The organism is Paraburkholderia sp. BL6669N2 (assembly GCF_003387275.1).
Taxonomy (GTDB): Bacteria; Pseudomonadota; Gammaproteobacteria; order Burkholderiales; family Burkholderiaceae; genus Paraburkholderia.
On sequence record NZ_QUNA01000002.1, the window covers coordinates 1,572,920 to 1,588,563 of the forward strand.

13 protein-coding genes are annotated in these 15,644 nt (G+C 63.2%); 4 read left to right on the forward strand and 9 right to left on the reverse strand.

What is annotated here, in order from left to right; genetic code table 11:
• Position 1: 1 nt before the first annotated feature.
• The 5 genes from choW to B0G80_RS29580 form a co-directional block, all read right to left on the reverse strand.
• Entirely contained in the window at positions 2–904 is a 903-nt protein-coding gene (gene choW / locus B0G80_RS29560; RefSeq protein WP_106280865.1) for a choline ABC transporter permease subunit, read from the reverse strand.
• Positions 897–2,075 carry a glycine betaine/L-proline ABC transporter ATP-binding protein gene (locus B0G80_RS29565; protein WP_106280867.1) on the reverse strand — a complete coding sequence of 393 codons (1,179 nt, stop codon included), beginning with the start codon at positions 2,073–2,075 and terminating at the stop codon, positions 897–899. Before B0G80_RS29565 ends, choW begins: the two co-directional genes overlap by 8 nt.
• 482 nt (positions 2,076–2,557) lie before the next feature.
• Entirely contained in the window at positions 2,558–3,688 is a 1,131-nt protein-coding gene (locus B0G80_RS29570; RefSeq protein WP_116121520.1) for a VIT1/CCC1 transporter family protein, read from the reverse strand.
• A 130-nt stretch (positions 3,689–3,818) separates the two neighbouring features.
• Complete coding sequence (locus B0G80_RS29575) at positions 3,819–5,114, reverse strand: MFS transporter (protein WP_116121521.1); 1,296 nt, start codon at positions 5,112–5,114, stop codon at positions 3,819–3,821.
• A 98-nt stretch (positions 5,115–5,212) separates the two neighbouring features.
• Positions 5,213–6,343 carry a tartrate dehydrogenase gene (locus B0G80_RS29580; protein ID WP_116121522.1) on the reverse strand — a complete coding sequence of 377 codons (1,131 nt, stop codon included), beginning with the start codon at positions 6,341–6,343 and terminating at the stop codon, positions 5,213–5,215.
• A 113-nt stretch (positions 6,344–6,456) separates the two neighbouring features.
• Between B0G80_RS29580 and B0G80_RS29585 the strand changes: the two genes are divergently transcribed.
• Entirely contained in the window at positions 6,457–7,368 is a 912-nt protein-coding gene (locus B0G80_RS29585) for a LysR family transcriptional regulator (protein ID WP_116121523.1), read from the forward strand.
• Positions 7,369–7,496: 128 nt separating this feature from the next.
• Here the strand turns inward: B0G80_RS29585 and B0G80_RS29590 are convergent, their stop codons facing one another.
• From B0G80_RS29590 to B0G80_RS29600, 3 genes are all read right to left on the reverse strand, one after another.
• Complete coding sequence (locus B0G80_RS29590) at positions 7,497–7,811, reverse strand: hypothetical protein (protein WP_181920096.1); 315 nt, start codon at positions 7,809–7,811, stop codon at positions 7,497–7,499.
• A 199-nt stretch (positions 7,812–8,010) separates the two neighbouring features.
• The gene (locus tag B0G80_RS29595; protein ID WP_116121524.1) at positions 8,011–9,693 is read right to left on the reverse strand and encodes a long-chain fatty acid--CoA ligase; all 1,683 of its coding nucleotides are present in this window, start codon (positions 9,691–9,693) and stop codon (positions 8,011–8,013) included.
• An 87-nt stretch (positions 9,694–9,780) separates the two neighbouring features.
• On the reverse strand, positions 9,781–10,554 hold the full coding sequence (locus tag B0G80_RS29600; RefSeq protein WP_116121525.1) for an SDR family oxidoreductase: 774 nt from the start codon (positions 10,552–10,554) through the stop codon (positions 9,781–9,783).
• A gap of 267 nt (positions 10,555–10,821) precedes the next feature.
• Here B0G80_RS29600 and B0G80_RS29605 point away from each other — a divergent pair, with 267 nt between their 5' ends.
• On the forward strand, positions 10,822–12,627 hold the full coding sequence (locus B0G80_RS29605; RefSeq protein WP_116121526.1) for an acyl-CoA dehydrogenase: 1,806 nt from the start codon (positions 10,822–10,824) through the stop codon (positions 12,625–12,627).
• 305 nt (positions 12,628–12,932) lie between these two features.
• Entirely contained in the window at positions 12,933–13,295 is a 363-nt protein-coding gene (locus B0G80_RS29610) for a BON domain-containing protein (protein WP_116123754.1), read from the forward strand.
• 146 nt (positions 13,296–13,441) lie between these two features.
• On the opposite strand, the gene B0G80_RS29615 is transcribed toward B0G80_RS29610, so the two are convergent.
• Positions 13,442–14,011 carry an XRE family transcriptional regulator gene (locus B0G80_RS29615; RefSeq protein WP_116121527.1) on the reverse strand — a complete coding sequence of 190 codons (570 nt, stop codon included), beginning with the start codon at positions 14,009–14,011 and terminating at the stop codon, positions 13,442–13,444.
• A 236-nt stretch (positions 14,012–14,247) separates the two neighbouring features.
• Between B0G80_RS29615 and B0G80_RS29620 the strand changes: the two genes are divergently transcribed.
• The gene (locus tag B0G80_RS29620) at positions 14,248–15,639 is read left to right on the forward strand and encodes an LLM class flavin-dependent oxidoreductase (RefSeq protein ID WP_116121528.1); all 1,392 of its coding nucleotides are present in this window, start codon (positions 14,248–14,250) and stop codon (positions 15,637–15,639) included.
• Positions 15,640–15,644 lie beyond the last annotated feature (5 nt).

Below are 15,644 nucleotides of genomic sequence, written 5' to 3' on the forward strand. Positions count from 1 at the left end.
CTCAGCCGTGTTGCGCGGCCGGCTCGCGGCGCACTTTCATGACGCTGCGCAGGCCCGACAGCAGCGGCGCGCGCGCCGTGCCCGGCGAACGGCCGAAGCTTTCCGTGATGCGGTCCAGAATGATCGCGAGCATCACCACCGAGAGTCCGCTTTCGAAGCCGAGCCCGATGTCGAGCCGCTGAATACTGGCCAGCACGTCGTTGCCGAGACCGCCCGCGCCGACCATCGACGCGATGATCACCATGGAGAGCGCCATCATGATGGTCTGGTTGACGCCGGTCATGATGGACGGCAGCGCATTCGGAAACTGCACCTTGTAGAGCAGTTGCAACGGCGTGCAGCCGAACGCCTGCCCCGCTTCGACGATCTCGCGGTTCACATGCTTGATGCCGAGCGACGTGAGACGCACCGCCGGCGGCATGGCGAAAATCACCGTGGAGAGAATCCCCGGCACGCGGCCGAGGCCGAACAGCATCGCGGCCGGAATCAGGTAGACGAAGGCCGGCATGGTCTGCATCAGGTCGAGCACGGGCCGCACGATCATCTCGACGGTGCGGCTCTTCGCGGTCCAGATGCCGAGCGGCACGCCGAGCAGCAGACTGATCAAGGTGGACGACAAGGTCAGACCGAGCGTGATCACCATCTGATCCCAGAACCCGGTGCCGTAGATCAGCAGCATGGCGAGCAGCGTGAACAGCGCGAAACGCCAGCCCACCCGCCACAGGCCAATGCCCACGAAGAACGCCATCAGCGCCCACATCGGCACTGCTTGCAAGCCGTGTTCGATCACCGCGGCAAAGCTCTCGATCACCTTGCCGATCGAATCGAAAGTTTTTGCGTCGTGGTCGAGCAGGTAGTGAACGCCGTGATCGACCCAGGCGCCAAGTGGAATGACTTCAGACATGGGAACTCCGATGGCGCGTGAGAACGTTCAGCACGTTCGTCTTGTTGACCGAACCACAGTAAGAACCGTCGGCTTCGACGACCGGCAGCGGCGCGCGGCTCGCCACCACGAGTTCGACCACATCGTCGAGCGGCGTGGTGCGGCGGATGCATTCGATCTGGTTGAGCTGCGGCGAGGCGCTGCCCATCGCATCGCGGCACACGAAGCCGCGAATCTTGCGTTCGCTGTCCAGCACGAACGCGTAGTCGGCGCTGCCGTTGAGCGTGGCGGCCACGCTCGACGCGTCGATCTGCGGCGAGTGCTGCATGAGCGGCACGGCGTCGGTCTGCATCAGATCGCCGGCGGTCAGATAACGGCTGGTGTCGATGCCTTCGAAGAACGCGCGCACGTAATCGTCGGCGGGATTGGTGATGATCTGCTGCGGCGTGCCGACTTGCACGACGCGCCCGCCTTCCATGATCGCGATGCGCGTGCCGATGCGCATCGCCTCTTCCAGATCGTGCGACACGAACAGGATGGTGCGCTGCTGTTCGCGTTGCAGATCGAGCAGCACGTTCTGCATTTCCTTGCGCTTGAGCGGATCGAGCGCGGAAAACGCCTCGTCCATGATCATCAGCGACGGATTGACCGCCAGCGCCCGCGCGAGACCCACGCGCTGCTGCATGCCGCCGGAGAGTTGCGCGGGCAGCTTCTGCGCGAACGGCGCGAGGCCGACCTGTTCGAGCACGGTCATCGCGCGCTTTTCGCGCTCCTTGCGGCCCACGCCCGCCACTTCGAGCCCGAACGCCGCGTTGGACAGCACGGTGCGCTGCGGCATCAGCGCGAAGGACTGGAACACCATGCTCATGTCCTTGCGGCGCAGCGCCGTCAGCTCGGAGCGCGGCACGCTGGCCACGTCGCGGCCGTCGATCAGCACCTTGCCGGCCGTCGGCTCGACGAGGCGATTGATCAGGCGGATCAGCGTCGACTTGCCTGAGCCGGACAGGCCCATCAGCACGAAGATCTCGCCTTCCTTGACCTCGAAAGATACGTTGTGGACGCCGACAATCTGACCGGTGCGCGCGAACACTTCCTCTTTCGTCGCGCCGCCTGCCAGCATGCCGATCGCCTGTTTCGGGTTGGTGCCGAACACCTTGCACAACCCTTCGACCACGACCTTGGGGGAATTCATTGAATACTCTCCTGTGTCGACCAGAGTTAGCGCTTTAGCGCTTACTTCGGTCCCATGCAACGCTGTCGACCGGAGTTAGCGCTTTAGCACGACGACAGCTAAAAGCGCTTACTTCGGCCCCGTGCAAGATGGTTTCTGCGGTGACAAATGCCCGTCCGCGCTGTGCATACATAGTTGCCAGAAAAAAGTATCGCTAGCCGACTATTTGCGACAACCACATGTGTAAATACGACACCCGCTTTTTGGGCACGCTGGCCAGCGTGGTGCGGAGCCTTGTGGGGCAAGGGTTTGGAGGGTGTCGAGGGGCGCTTTGACGCGTGTCGCGTTAGAGCAAGTGGAGGCGATGCGACGCGGATAAACGCTGCCCGTGGAGGTCTGCAGGCCCTGATGCGGCAACGCAGCAAGCGCATGCACCGCAAACCTGGGCCAAAAAACCGCTGTTCCTGCCATTCAACGGCGAGTTGCGCTCGCCAATGGAGCGCTCACGACACCGACACCCCCAGCAATCGCCCCACCCCAAACGTGAACGCAGCCGCGATCAGCCCGATCACGACCTGCCGGAACGCGGAGAACCCTGCACTGCGTCCGTTGAACAGCGAAGTGAACACGCCGATCGACGCGAGCGCCAGCATGCTCAGCAGTACGCACTGCACGACCGCGTTGTACCCCTGCGTCCACAGAAACGGCATCACCGGAAAAATCGCGCCCACGGAGAACAGGCAGAACGACACGCCCGCCGCCGACCATGGATTGCCGCCCAACTCCGCCGGATCGAGTCCGAGTTCCTCGCGAGTGAGCGTGTCGAGCGCCTTGCCTTTGTCGCGCATCATTTGCGAGGCGACCCGCTTGGCCTCGCCCGCGTCGAGACCTTTGGCGCGATAGATCAGCGCAAGTTCGTGCTCTTCGGCTTCCGGCGATTCTTCGAGCTCCTGCGCCTCTTTCGCGATCTGCGTGCTGGCCAGCTCGCGCGCATTGGTCACCGAGAGCCATTCGCCGAGCGCCATCGAACACGCGCCGGCGATGAGCCCCGCCAGTCCCGTCAACAGAATCGCCTTGTTGCCGGTTCCCGCACCGGCCACGCCCATGATCAGGCAGAAGTTCGAAACGAGGCCGTCGTTGGCGCCGAGCACGGCGGCGCGCAAGTCGTTGCCCGCTCCCGCGCCCTTGTGCCACGACTCGGCCGCGGTGATTCGCGCGCCCGGCGACAGGCTCGCATCGCCGCCGCCATGAGCGAGCGCCTGCACCATCGCGGCGTGATGATGTTCGTCGGCCGACATGCGGCCCGCGTCCGGCTGCCCCTGGTATTTGTTGCGATCGGCATATTCCGCGGCCGCCAGCGTGGGCAGCACGAAGCCCGCGCCGAACATGCGGACCAGACCTTTCATTAAACGTGTTTTGACGGCCTGGCCGGTGCCTTTCGGATCGAGCCCGTTGGCTCTCAGCTTGTCGGCCCAGACTTGCGCATGATCGCGCTCGGACCTCGCGAGGTCGCTGTAGACCTGCTTGCGTGTGCCGTCTTTCTCGACTTTTGCGAGCGTTTCGTACAGCGCGGCGCTGTGCAGTTCATCGGAGAGATTGGCTTTGTATCGTTTGACTTCGCGTCTGGATGCCATGGTGCTGTGCCCGCCTATCGAGTCCACAGCATCGAAGCGTAATCGATTCAGATACGCAAAAGGTCAAACCCCTAAAGCGCGTCGTGAGCGAGAACGACTACGCTTCTCATCACCATTCGAGCGGGCTGGATCATTGCGCCGCGTGCGCGGCCCGATACCCGCGCCGACCGACCGCCAGCGTGAGCAGGGCCGAGACCGCGAGACTCGCCGCCACCACGTAGAGCCCGGCGGCATACCCGCCCGTCACACTTTTGAGCCAGCCGATCACGAACGGTCCGACGAAGCCGCCCAGATTGCCGATCGAATTGATCATGGCGATGCCGGCAGCCGCCCCCGCGCCCGAGAGAAACGTGCTCGGCATTGCCCACAGCGGCGCCTTTGCCGCGCTGATGCCGACGTTTACCACGACCAGCGCCAGCACGACGCCCACCGCCGTATCCGCGAGCCCGGCCCAGCCGAGCCCGATGGCGGCCGCCACGCAAGGAATCACCACGTGCCAGGTGCGCTCGCCGCGGCGGTCCGAATGACGCGCCCACACCACCATGCCGAGCACCGCCAGCACGCTCGGAATGGCGTTCAATGCGCCTGTGCCGAGCGCGCTGAAGCCGAACTGGCGAATGATGAGCGGCGCCCACAAGCCGAGCGTGTAGAGTCCCGCGGAGGTGCCAAAATAGATCATCGACATGATCCATACGCGCGAGTCGCGCAGTGCGGCAAGCGCACCGGCGGCATGGCCCGCCTGCGATTCGCGTCCCATCCGTTCTTCGCGCAAGGTGGCGATGAGCCACGCTTTTTCATCGGCGGCAAGCCATGTGGCTTTGTCCGGGGAATCGGTGAGCGCTTTCAATACGACGAAGCCGAGCAGCACGGCGGGAATCGCTTCGATGATGAAAAGCCACTGCCAGTCCTTCAGGCCGAACAACGCGGGCATCTGCATGATCGCGCCGGAAATCGGCGAGCCGATGGCCGTCGAGAGCGGCGCGGCCGCCATGAACGCGGCGGCGGCGACGGCGCGCTGGCGGGCGGGAAACCACTGGCTCAGATAAAGGATGATACCGGGGAAAAATCCGGCCTCGGCCACGCCGAGCAGAAAACGCAGCGTATAGAACGAAGTCGGCCCCGCCACGAATGCCGAGGCCGCCGACACGAGCCCCCACGTCACCATGACGCGTGCGATCCAGATGCGCGCGCCGACCTTGTTGAGGATGAGATTCGACGGCACCTCGAACAGAAAATAGCCGAGGAAGAAAATGCCCCCGCCGAGCCCGAACATGGTCGGCGTGAGGCCGAGATCCTTGTTCATGGTGATGGCCGCAAAGCCGACGTTCACCCGGTCGAGAAAGCTGACAAAGTAAAGCAGCATCACAAAAGGCAGGATGCGCCAGGTCAGCTTGCGCACCACTCGGGCCTGCAGTTCATTGTTCATACCTGTCTCCACTCAATCTCTGCGCGATGCAGTGAGATCGCCCGTGACGGGTTCGTCCGGGCGTTATGGTTTTGTGTGACTTTTTGCGCGTGGCGGCTTCAGGCGGCCTTGACGCTCGCCGCCGGCTCCACCGGTGCAGTGGTAGACGCATTGATCGGCGACTGCGCCTCCAGGATCGCGCACACGGCATCGGTCACCTGCACGGTCGTGGCTGTGCCGCCCAGGTCGCCCGTATGCAGCGACGGGTCCGCCGTGACGCGCTCGATTGCCGCCATCAATTGCCGCGCGGCGGCGTGCTCGCCGAGATGCTCCAGCATCATCACCACCGACCAGAAGGTGCCGACCGGATTCGCGAGGCCCTTGCCCATGATGTCGAATGCGGAGCCGTGAATCGGCTCGAACATGGACGGATAGCGGCGCTCGGGGTCGAGATTCGCGGTCGGCGCGATGCCGAGGCTACCGGCCAGCGCCGCGGCCAGATCGCTGAGAATGTCCGCGTGCAGGTTGGTGGCGACGATCGTGTCGAGCGTGGCCGGCCGGTTGACCATGCGCGCGGTGGCGGCGTCGACGAGTTCCTTGTCCCAGCGCACGTCCGGAAACTCTTTCGAGACCTGCACGGCGATCTCGTCCCACATGACCATGGCGTGACGTTGCGCGTTGCTCTTGGTGATCACCGTTAACAGCTTGCGGGGCCGCGATTGCGCGAGCCGGAATGCGAAACGCAGAATGCGTTCGACGCCCGCGCGGGTCATCATCGAGACGTCGGTGGCGACTTCGATCGGGTGGCCCTGATGCGCGCGGCCGCCCACGCCGGCATATTCGCCTTCCGAGTTCTCACGCACGATCACCCAGTCGAGGTCCTTCGGCCCGCAGCGCTTCAACGGCGCGTCGATGCCGGGCAGGATGCGCGTGGGGCGCACGTTCGCGTACTGATCGAAGCCCTGGCAGATTTTCAGGCGCAAACCCCACAGCGTCACATGATCGGGAATATCCGGGTCGCCAGCCGAGCCGAACAGAATCGCGTCCTTGTGACGAATCGCATCGAGACCGTCGGCCGGCATCATCACGCCATGCTCGCGGTAGTAGTCGCCGCCCCAGTCGAAATTCTCGAAGTCGAAACCGAAGGCGTCGCTGCGCGCGGCGATGGCTTGCAGAACGCGCCGGCCGGCAGGTACGACTTCCTTGCCGATGCCGTCGCCGGGAATGGTTGCGATGCGATAGGTCTTCATTGGGCGTCTCCATGATGTTGAAAGCATGGAATGCATCGTAGAACGGCTACTGCCTGGAAAAACGCTGGTAGACTCAAAGCATCCTTAACTTCAGGTTAACAATAGGCCGCTTCATGACCTCGTCGATCCAGCCGGATGATCTCGCCTTCTTCTCCACGCTCGCCGCAAGCGGCAGTCTGACGGCGGCCGCGCGCGAACTCGGACTGAGCACGGCGGCCGTGAGCAAGCATCTGGCGCAAATGGAATCCCGGGCGGCCGTCTCGCTCGTCAACCGCACGACACGGCGCATGAGCCTCACGCCGGAGGGCGAGCTGTATCTAACGCGCGCGCGGCGCATTCTGAGCGAGATGGACGACCTCGCCCAGTTGCTCGGCGGCTCACAAGCGGCGCCGAAAGGCCTGCTGCGCGTGAACGCGACGCTCGGTTTCGGACGCAGCCACGTGGCTCCGCTGATCTCGCGGTTCGTGCGGCGCTTTCCCGAAGTGGATGTGCAGTTGCAGCTTTCGGTCGATCCGCCGCCGCTCAGCGACGACGCCTTCGACGTGTGCGTGCGTTTCGGCGAGCCGCCGGATGCCCGCGTGATCGCGCGCCGGGTCGCGTCGAACCGGCGGCTGCTGTGCGCCTCGCCGCGCTATCTTGCCGAGCGGCGGGCGCCGCGCGGTCCGGCGGAGTTGGCGCAGCACAATTGCATCGGCATTCGCCAGGGCGGCGACGCTTACGGCGTCTGGCGTTTGACCAGCGGACGCGGCGCCACGGAAAAGACCGAAACGGTCCGTGTGCGCGGCAACCTGACCACCAACGACGGCGAAATCGCGGTGAAGTGGGCGCTGGACGGCCACGGCATTCTGATGCGCGCCGAATGGGATATTGCGGAGTATCTCGCCGATGGCCGGCTCGTCCAGGTCTTGCCCGACTACCGCACCCCCGGTGCCGATATCTACGCAGTGTACCCGCAGCAGTTACAGATGACCGCGCGGGTCAAGGCGTTCGTGGACATGCTGGTCGAGACGCTCGGCGCGCGTTGAGCGGGTCTTAAGTGGGTGGTTGAGTATAGGCGGCTGAAGCAGGGCTAAGTTGTGTCGCCTGACTCGCGCACGCGATCCATACCGGCAGCCGCGCGACGTTCAGTCTCGCCGCGCGGCTGCCTGGACGATTACTGGCTCGCGCCTGTTCCGACGCCGGCCTTCTTCTGCGCTTTCTGCAGTTTATCCGGATAGTTCGGGTCGTTCTGAGCCGGCTGATAACCGGCGTCTTCGAGCTTCTTCAGCTCGGCGTTCTTCTTGGCGCGGGCTTGCTTGCGCGCCTCTTTGCGCTCCGCTTTGGTGGGTTTCGCACTGCTCGACGCGGCAGGCGCGGCCGACATGGCAGCGTCGCTGGCGCCTTGAGCCGCGGCGAGCGGAATGGTGCCGGCGACCATGGCGGTGACGGCGAGGCCGAGCATGATCTGTTTAATGGCGAAGCTCTTCATCTTCAATTCCCCTCTCTCAAGTTGGCAAAAGCATTCAAGCGCATCCAGGCTTGTCTGTGAGTCTTCTGTGCACCACCGCGAGCCGTGCACGACACTCAGTCCCGACTCGCGCTCAAAGCTTACAGGCAAACCGTCAAAAGAGTCATTTCAGCGCCGCGAGCGAGTGTTGCGAGCGGGTGTTGCATCAGGCAGACGAATCTCACGAGCCGGCCACGCGCGCCGCATCCTCTTCCTGTAATTTGCGCCACAAGATCTTGCCGCTACCGGACTTCGGCAGCGACGTCACGAACTCGACGATGCGCGGAGCCTTATATGCGGCCATATGCTCATGCGCCCAGTCGATGATCTCCTGCGCAGTAATTGTGCCCGCATGCGCCGCGTCGGGCACCACCAGCGCCTTCACGGTCTCGCCTCGCTTCTCGTCTTTCACGCCGATCACGCAGACCTCGTGAATCGCCGGATGCCGGTACATCAGCGCCTCGACTTCAGCCGGCCATACCTTGTAACCGGACGCGTTGATCATACGTTTGAGACGGTCGGTCATGAAGAAATAACCGTCTTCGTCGATATGGCCGAGATCGCCGGTTCGCAGAAACCGCTTGCCGTCGAGTTCGATGAAGACTTCCGCCGTCGCCTTCGGATTGCCCCAGTAGCCCTGCATGACTTGCGGCGCATGAGTGACGATCTCGCCGGTCTCGCCTTGCGGCAGTTCCTCCAGCGACACCGGATCGATCACGCGCGAGTCCACGTCGAACACGGGAATGCCCAGGCACTGCGGCTTCGGACGATGCGGCGGATTGATGTGCGTGCCGGCAATCGTCTCCGTCATGCCGTAGCCTTCGACATAGTCGAGTCCGGTCAGCGCCTTCAGCTTGCGGGCAATCGCGTCCGGCATTGCCGCGCCGCCGCCGCGCGTGCCGGTTAGACTCGACAGATCGTATTCGTCGAGCTTCGGGTTCGAGAGGAAATCGACCATCATCGTCGAGATGGATTGCCACGCGGTGACGCGATATTTCTGCATGCATAGCGCGGCGGCCTCGCGATCCCAGCGCGGCAACAGCACGATGGTCGTGCCGGAAAAGACCGCGCTGTTCATGCCGCCTTGCATGCCGGTCACGTGAAACAGCGGCAGGACCGATAGATAAACGCCGTCCGGCGGCGACGAGAACCAGACGCAGCCGCCGAGCGCCGTGCTCATCACGCTGCGGTGCGTGTGCATGCAGCCTTTGGGCTTGCCGGTGGTGCCCGACGTGTAAGGCATGACGCACAGATCGTCGGGACCGGTCGTGAGCGGCCCCGGCTCGATATGTCGATCGATCACTTCTTGCCATGAGGTGACGCCGGGAAGATCGAATGTCTTGCGCGGCGCGGCGACGAATTCAGGCACGGGAATCGGCGAGATTTTCTTCAGATAATCGCTATACGTCGCGACGATTGCGTGCTCGATGCCCTTTCCAGGTCCGCTGCCGATCAGCGGCTCGACATTCGCGAACAGGCATTGCGGCGCGATGATCGTGGTCGCGCCGCTGTCCTCGACGTAGTGCGCCAGTTCGGCGGTCATGTTCATCGGATTGACCGGCACCACCACCGCGTTCGCCCGCAGGATGCCGTAGTAAGCGACGATCCATTGCGGACTGTTTTGCATGTACAGCAGCACGCGGTCGCCGGCCTTGACCTGACACGCCTGTTGCAGAAAACCCGCGATCCGTTCGGCTTCGTCTTTGAATTCGGCGAACGTGATCGGCGTGTCGTAGAAGATGATGAACGGCTTGTGGGGATAGCGCGCCGCCGAGACTTCGGCGTTATAGAAGAGATTGGTCTCGGGCAGCGTCAAGTGCAGTGGCAGTTGCGGCGGCCAATGCGGGTAATGGCGTTGGTTCATCAGCGTCTCCAGCTTTTTACTGTCGGTGCGCGTTGGCTTGCTGCCGCGCGCTTTCGTTCACATCGCCGCGTCGGATTCGCGTGGCGCTCAAACGATGATCGCGCCGCCATCCACCGCGAACTCCTGGCCGGTGACGTGGCGCGACGCTTCGCTGGCGAGAAACACGATCGGACCTTTGAGATCTTCTTCGCCGCCCAGACGCTGCAATGGCGTATGCGAGACGATCGTTTCTCCGAGCTTATCGAGCAAACCCGCCGTCATCTTCGAAGGAAAAAAGCCCGGGCAGATTGCGTTGACGTTGATGTTGTACTTGCCCCACTCCGCGGCGAGCGCCCGCGTGAAATTGATCGCGGCCGCCTTGGACGTGTTGTACGCAATCGTGTTCATGCCCGGCGGCGAACCCTTCAGGCCCGCCACCGAAGCGATATTGACGATCTTGCCGGCGCGCCGCGGGATCATGCTGCGCTTGCCGACTTCGCGAGCGAGAAAGAACGGTGCGTTGACATTCAGGTTCATGACCTTGTGCCACGCTTCGTCGGGATAGTCTTCGGCGGGTGCGCCCCATGTCGCGCCCGCGTTGTTGACGAGAATATCGATGCGGCCGTGCAGGCCCAGCACTTCATCCACGAGACCGGGGATGCCTTCGAAGCGCTGCAGATCATTGACCACCGTTTGCACTTCGATACCGAGTTGTTGCAAATGCGTTTTCGCTTCGGCAAGTTCGTCGGCCTTGCGCGCGGTGATGGCGACGTGGCAGCCCATTTCGCCGAGTGCCTCGGCCATTTGCAGACCGAGGCCGCGCGAGCCGCCGGTAATGAGTGCAACCTTGCCGTCCAGTTGAAACAGGTCCTTCACAGACATTGTGTCGCTCCTCCAGAATTGTTCTGCCCTGCAGATCGGTATGCCGTGTTTTGCGCCCATCATACGTGCCGAAATTCGGCCTGTAAATAAAAGCACGGTCATTCACTTTGAAGGTAGACTTGCACGCATCACCGCGTGGCGAAGCATCGGGAATTACCCGAATAGCGTGCTTTCCAGCTCGCGCCGAGCCGACATGTTCGCGGGCGTTTTATGCTTGCGTTGCGTCGCTGTTCCGCATAGCGGCTTACTTTTCTCAGGTCTTCTCTCATGCAAGATGCGCTGATCATCAACTCACGCGATCTCGAGTTTCAGTTGTTCGAAGTGCTCGAAGCGCAGACGCTCACACGCCGCGCGCGTCACGCCGATCACAGCCGCGAGACCTTCAACGCCGCGCTCGATACCGCGCATACGGTCGCCGTGGAAAAGTTCGCGACGCACAACCGTCTCTCGGACGAACACGAGCCGCAGTTCGACGGTGAACGCGTCGCCCTGCCCGCCGAAGTGAAAGACGCGCTCGACGCCATGCGCGCCACCGGCTTTCTCGCCGCGGGCAAGGACTATGAATGGGGCGGCATGCAATTGCCGTCGGTGATTTCGTTTGCGTGCCTGTCGCTCTTCAAGAGTGCGAACATTGCCACCGCGTCGTATGCCATGCTGACCACGGCGAATGCGAACGTGATCGAACGTTTCGGCAGCGAAACGCAAAAGCGCAAGTATCTGCAAGCACTCTTCGAAGGGCGCGCGTTCGGCACCATGGCGTTGACCGAACCGCAAGCAGGTTCGAGCCTCTCCGATCTCGTCACGAGCGCCACGCCCAATGCGGACGGCACCTATTCGATTCGCGGCAACAAGATTTTCATTTCAGGCGGCGACCACGAGTTGAGCGAGAACATCGTGCATCTGGTGCTGGCGCGCATTCCCGGCGGGCCGCCGGGCGTCAAAGGCATTTCGCTCTTCACCGTGCCGAAGTTCCATGTCAACGAAGACGGCAGCCTCGGCGCGCGCAACGACGTCGCCCTCGCGGGACTGATTCACAAGATGGGCTGGCGCGGCACGACGTCGACCATGCTCTCGTTCGGCGAGCACGGCGAGTGCATCGGCGAACTGGTGGGCGAGCCGCATCACGGCCTCGCCTACATGTTCCATATGATGAACGAGGCGCGCATCGGCGTCGGTCTCGGCGCGGTCATGCTCGGCTACCGCGGCTATCTCGCGTCGCTGGATTACGCGCGCGAACGGCCGCAAGGACGCCGCCCCGACAACAAGAATCCGCTCGACCCGCAGTTGCCGCTGATCGAACACGCCGACGTGCGCCGCATGCTGCTCGCACAAAAAGCCTACGTGGAAGGCGCGTATGCGTTGTGCCTGTACGCGGCGCGTCTCGTCGACGAACAGAACACCGGCGAGAGCGACACCGCGCGCGCCGAAGCGGGCCTGCTGCTCGATCTGCTCACGCCGGTGGTGAAATCGTGGCCGTCCCAATGGTGTCTCGAAGCGAATAGTCTCGCCATCCAGATTCACGGCGGCTACGGCTACACGCGTGAATATCCGGTCGAGCAGTTCTATCGCGACAACCGGCTGAACATGATTCACGAAGGCACGCACGGCATTCAGGCCATCGATCTGCTCGGCCGCAAGGTAACGATGAAACAGGGCGCGGCGCTCAAACAACTGGCCCGCGAAATCCAGCAGACGATTGACACGTCGCGCGAACACCCGGCATTGCATGCGCATGCCGATGCGCTCGGCGACGCATGGACCGATCTGACTGCCACCGTCGAGGCGTTGCTGGCAACACTGAGCCATGAAAGCGAACGCGCGCTCGCCAATGCGAATGCGTTCCTCGAAGCCTTCGGTCATATCGTGATTGCATGGACATGGCTGCGTCAGGCCATCGTGGCAAGCGCCGCGCTAGCTGCTTCGCATAGCGAAGCAGACGCGGACTTCTATCGCGGCAAGCTGCATGCGTGCCAGTGGTTCTTCCGCTGGGAACTGCCGCGCGTCGCGTTGATGCTTGCCACGTTGCGCACCCTTGACGACACCACGCTCAGCATGGCGCCGCAATGGTTCTAGGCGTCGCCGCATGGGCGCGCATTGACGCGCCCTGGCAAAATCGGCAACCCGATATATGGAACATCGTCGTCACTCGTGCGCAACACAAGCCGTCGCCATGATCGCCGGAATGGCCGCCAAGGCGGCGCTCCGGGCAGTTTTTCCAGCATGAGCGCTTCGGCTGGAGTATTGTTTAAGCGCGCCGGGAGCGTCGCGGCATCACTCTTCTACAAGACAGGGTGCTCCTCGTGAGCGAAAACGGCTCGCAAGCGCGTGGTTTTTTGCATGCAACGAAGCGACATCAACTTTTCGAGGATGGAGAAAACGTGAAAACAGTCAATCTTTTGAAGGCGCTCGGCATCGCATTGTGTTTGGCAATGACGGCCAGCGCCTATGCGCAGGCGAGCGACGCCATGGCAGCGTCCGGCGACATGGCGGCGCCCAGTGCCAAAACGGTCAAGAAGACGGACCGCGCGCTGGGTCTGCAAGTGCGCAAGGCTCTAGCGAAGGCGCAGGGTTTTGACGTGTCGAACGTGTTCGTCCGGGCCCGCGGCGGCGCGGTGACGCTCACCGGCTCGGTGCCCGACGGCGCGCAGATTCCGCAGGCAGAGGAAGTGGCGAAAGGTGTGGCCGGCGTGAAGTCGGTGAGCAACAAGCTTACGATCGGCACCCAAGGCGGCGGAGGTTAAGCCCGCTTTCACCCGATGAGCTGCCGGTGACCACAGGCAACGCCGCCCGTCGCTCCATGCGAGCGTGAGGCGTTGCCTGTGGTCCTGGTATCTGAAACGTCGATGAAGCACTCATTAAGCGCTCATTGAAACCTACGTGGAAGCGCCTAGCGTCGAACGAGGCCGACCACGTAACGGCACACGTCCAGGCCCGCGTTGAAGAACTCGCATTCGAGCGGCGCGCCGAGTTGCAGACAATCCCCCGCTTCCAGCCGATACACCTGCTGGCCTTCCCGGAAGGTCAATACCCCGAGCGTCACCCAGATCTGCTGATGCTGGAACACGAACGCGTCCGGCGGGTAAGGCACTTTCACGCCCGGCGGCAGCTCGATCTCCAGTAATTCCAGCACGCCACCCGTGGGCGGCGAGATGCGCCGGCGCGTGTAGCCGGTTTCCGGGTCTTGCCACACCGCTTGCTGCGCATACCGCACGAGCCGTTCGCCAGTCTGCTCGGCGAGCGCCAGCAAAGTCGACAGGGTCAGGCCAAATGCGCCTGACAGACGCCCGAGCACCGTCGCCGTGGGACTCGCCTCGCCTCGTTCGATCTTGCTGATCATCGCCTTCGACACCCCCGAGCGCTCCGCCAGTTCGCTCAGCGACCAGTTGCGCGCCTCGCGCTCGGTCTTCACGCGCAAGGAGATCGCCTGGGTCAGATCGATGGCAGCGGAATCGGACATGGAAAGATGGACGCGTTGGAGAGTGGAAAATTGGCACCGCAAATTATATCGAGGCGATAAGGGCACCGACGCTGATGTCCGCGCTCGCCTTGCCGCTCATTAAAGGCCGAAAGCAATGTCTTGCATAGTGATTTTTTGTCCACTATATTAAACGAACGATCTCGACAATAACCCGCACGGGCGTGCGCGGCTCGAACGTCAGCCGTCGACATTCGTCCACCCAGCCGGAAGACACCATGCCGAAGGAAATCGTTCTCAACGCTTTTGACATGAACTGCGTCGGCCACATCCAGCAAGGCATGTGGACCCATCCGCGCGATCAGTCCGCGCGCTATGCGGATCTGCAGTACTGGACCGACTACGCCCACACGCTCGAGGCGGGCCTGTTCGACGGCATTTTTTTCGCCGATGTCGCCGGCGTCTACGACGTCTACGGCGGCAACCCCGACGCCGCGATTCGCGGCGCCGTGCAGGTGCCGGTGAATGACCCGACGCTGTTGATTCCCGCCATGGCCGCGGTGACGCGCCATCTGTCGTTCGGTGTCACGTCCAATCTCACGGTCGAGCAGCCGTATCTGTTCGCGCGGCGCATGTCCACGCTCGATCATCTGACGCGCGGCCGGGTCGGCTGGAACATCGTCACCGGTTATCTGGACAGCGCGTCGCGCGCGATCGGCCTGACCGGCCAGATGGCGCACGACGATCGCTACGACCTCGCCGACGAGTACATGGAACTGGTCTACAAGCTGTGGGAATGCAGTTGGGAAGACGGCGCGGTGTTGCGCGACAAGGTCCAGGGCGTGTATGCGGACGCGTCGAAAGTCCATGTCATCCATCATCACGGCAAGCAGTATCGGGTGGACGCCATGCATTTGAGCGAGCCGTCGCCGCAGCGGACTCCGGTGCTGTATCAGGCGGGGTCGTCGGCGCGCGGCAAGCGGTTCGCCGCGGCGCACGCGGAGTGCGTGTTCGTCAACGGCCAGGCGAGGCCGGCCGTGCAGGCGATCGTCGACGATATTCGCGCGCACGCCGTTGCAGGCGGCCGCAAAGCCGACGACATCAAGGTGCTGCTCGGGCAAACCGTCATCACCGGACGCACGGACAGCGAGGCGCAGGAGAAGTACGCGGAGTACCGACGTTACGTCAGCTCCGAGGCGGCGCTGGTGCACGCGGCGGCGTCGCTCGGGATCGACTTCGCGCGTTACGACCTCGACGAGCCGATCGAAACCGGCAAGAGCCAGGCCATCGTCTCGAACGTCGAAGCCATGACGCGCGCGGCGGGTCCGCAGTGGACCAAACGCAAGCTGCTCGAACAGATGGTGCTGGGCAGCCGCCAGGCGCCGCTGGTCGGCTCGGGCGAACGGGTGGCGAACGAACTGATCGCGTGGACCGAAGAAGCGGGCGTGGATGGTTTCAATCTATCGCGTACGGTCGCGCCGGAATGCTTCGAGGATTTCATCGCACACGTCGTGCCGATTCTGCAGGAACGCGGCGCTTACAAGCGAGCGTATCGCGAGGGCACCTTGCGGGAGAAACTCTTCGGGCAGGCACGCCTGCCTGCCAGCCACACGGCGGCGAAGTTCCGTTCGCCGACTTGTGCCGCCGCTCCGGTTCCTGGCAATGCGTAGCAATC

Coding starts and splice junctions, on each gene's coding strand:
- B0G80_RS29570 (WP_116121520.1), bottom strand. CDS start 3,688: ATGGCATCCAGACGCGAAGTCAAACGATACAAAGCCAATCTCTCCGAT.
- B0G80_RS29580 (WP_116121522.1), bottom strand. CDS start 6,343: ATGAAGACCTATCGCATCGCAACCATTCCCGGCGACGGCATCGGCAAG.
- B0G80_RS29615 (WP_116121527.1), bottom strand. CDS start 14,011: ATGTCCGATTCCGCTGCCATCGATCTGACCCAGGCGATCTCCTTGCGC.
- B0G80_RS29600 (WP_116121525.1), bottom strand. CDS start 10,554: ATGTCTGTGAAGGACCTGTTTCAACTGGACGGCAAGGTTGCACTCATT.
- B0G80_RS29575 (WP_116121521.1), bottom strand. CDS start 5,114: ATGAACAATGAACTGCAGGCCCGAGTGGTGCGCAAGCTGACCTGGCGC.
- choW (WP_106280865.1), bottom strand. CDS start 904: ATGTCTGAAGTCATTCCACTTGGCGCCTGGGTCGATCACGGCGTTCAC.
- B0G80_RS29595 (WP_116121524.1), bottom strand. CDS start 9,693: ATGAACCAACGCCATTACCCGCATTGGCCGCCGCAACTGCCACTGCAC.
- B0G80_RS29620 (WP_116121528.1), top strand. CDS start 14,248: ATGCCGAAGGAAATCGTTCTCAACGCTTTTGACATGAACTGCGTCGGC.
- B0G80_RS29590 (WP_181920096.1), bottom strand. CDS start 7,811: ATGAAGAGCTTCGCCATTAAACAGATCATGCTCGGCCTCGCCGTCACC.
- B0G80_RS29565 (WP_106280867.1), bottom strand. CDS start 2,075: ATGAATTCCCCCAAGGTCGTGGTCGAAGGGTTGTGCAAGGTGTTCGGC.
- B0G80_RS29585 (WP_116121523.1), top strand. CDS start 6,457: ATGACCTCGTCGATCCAGCCGGATGATCTCGCCTTCTTCTCCACGCTC.
- B0G80_RS29605 (WP_116121526.1), top strand. CDS start 10,822: ATGCAAGATGCGCTGATCATCAACTCACGCGATCTCGAGTTTCAGTTG.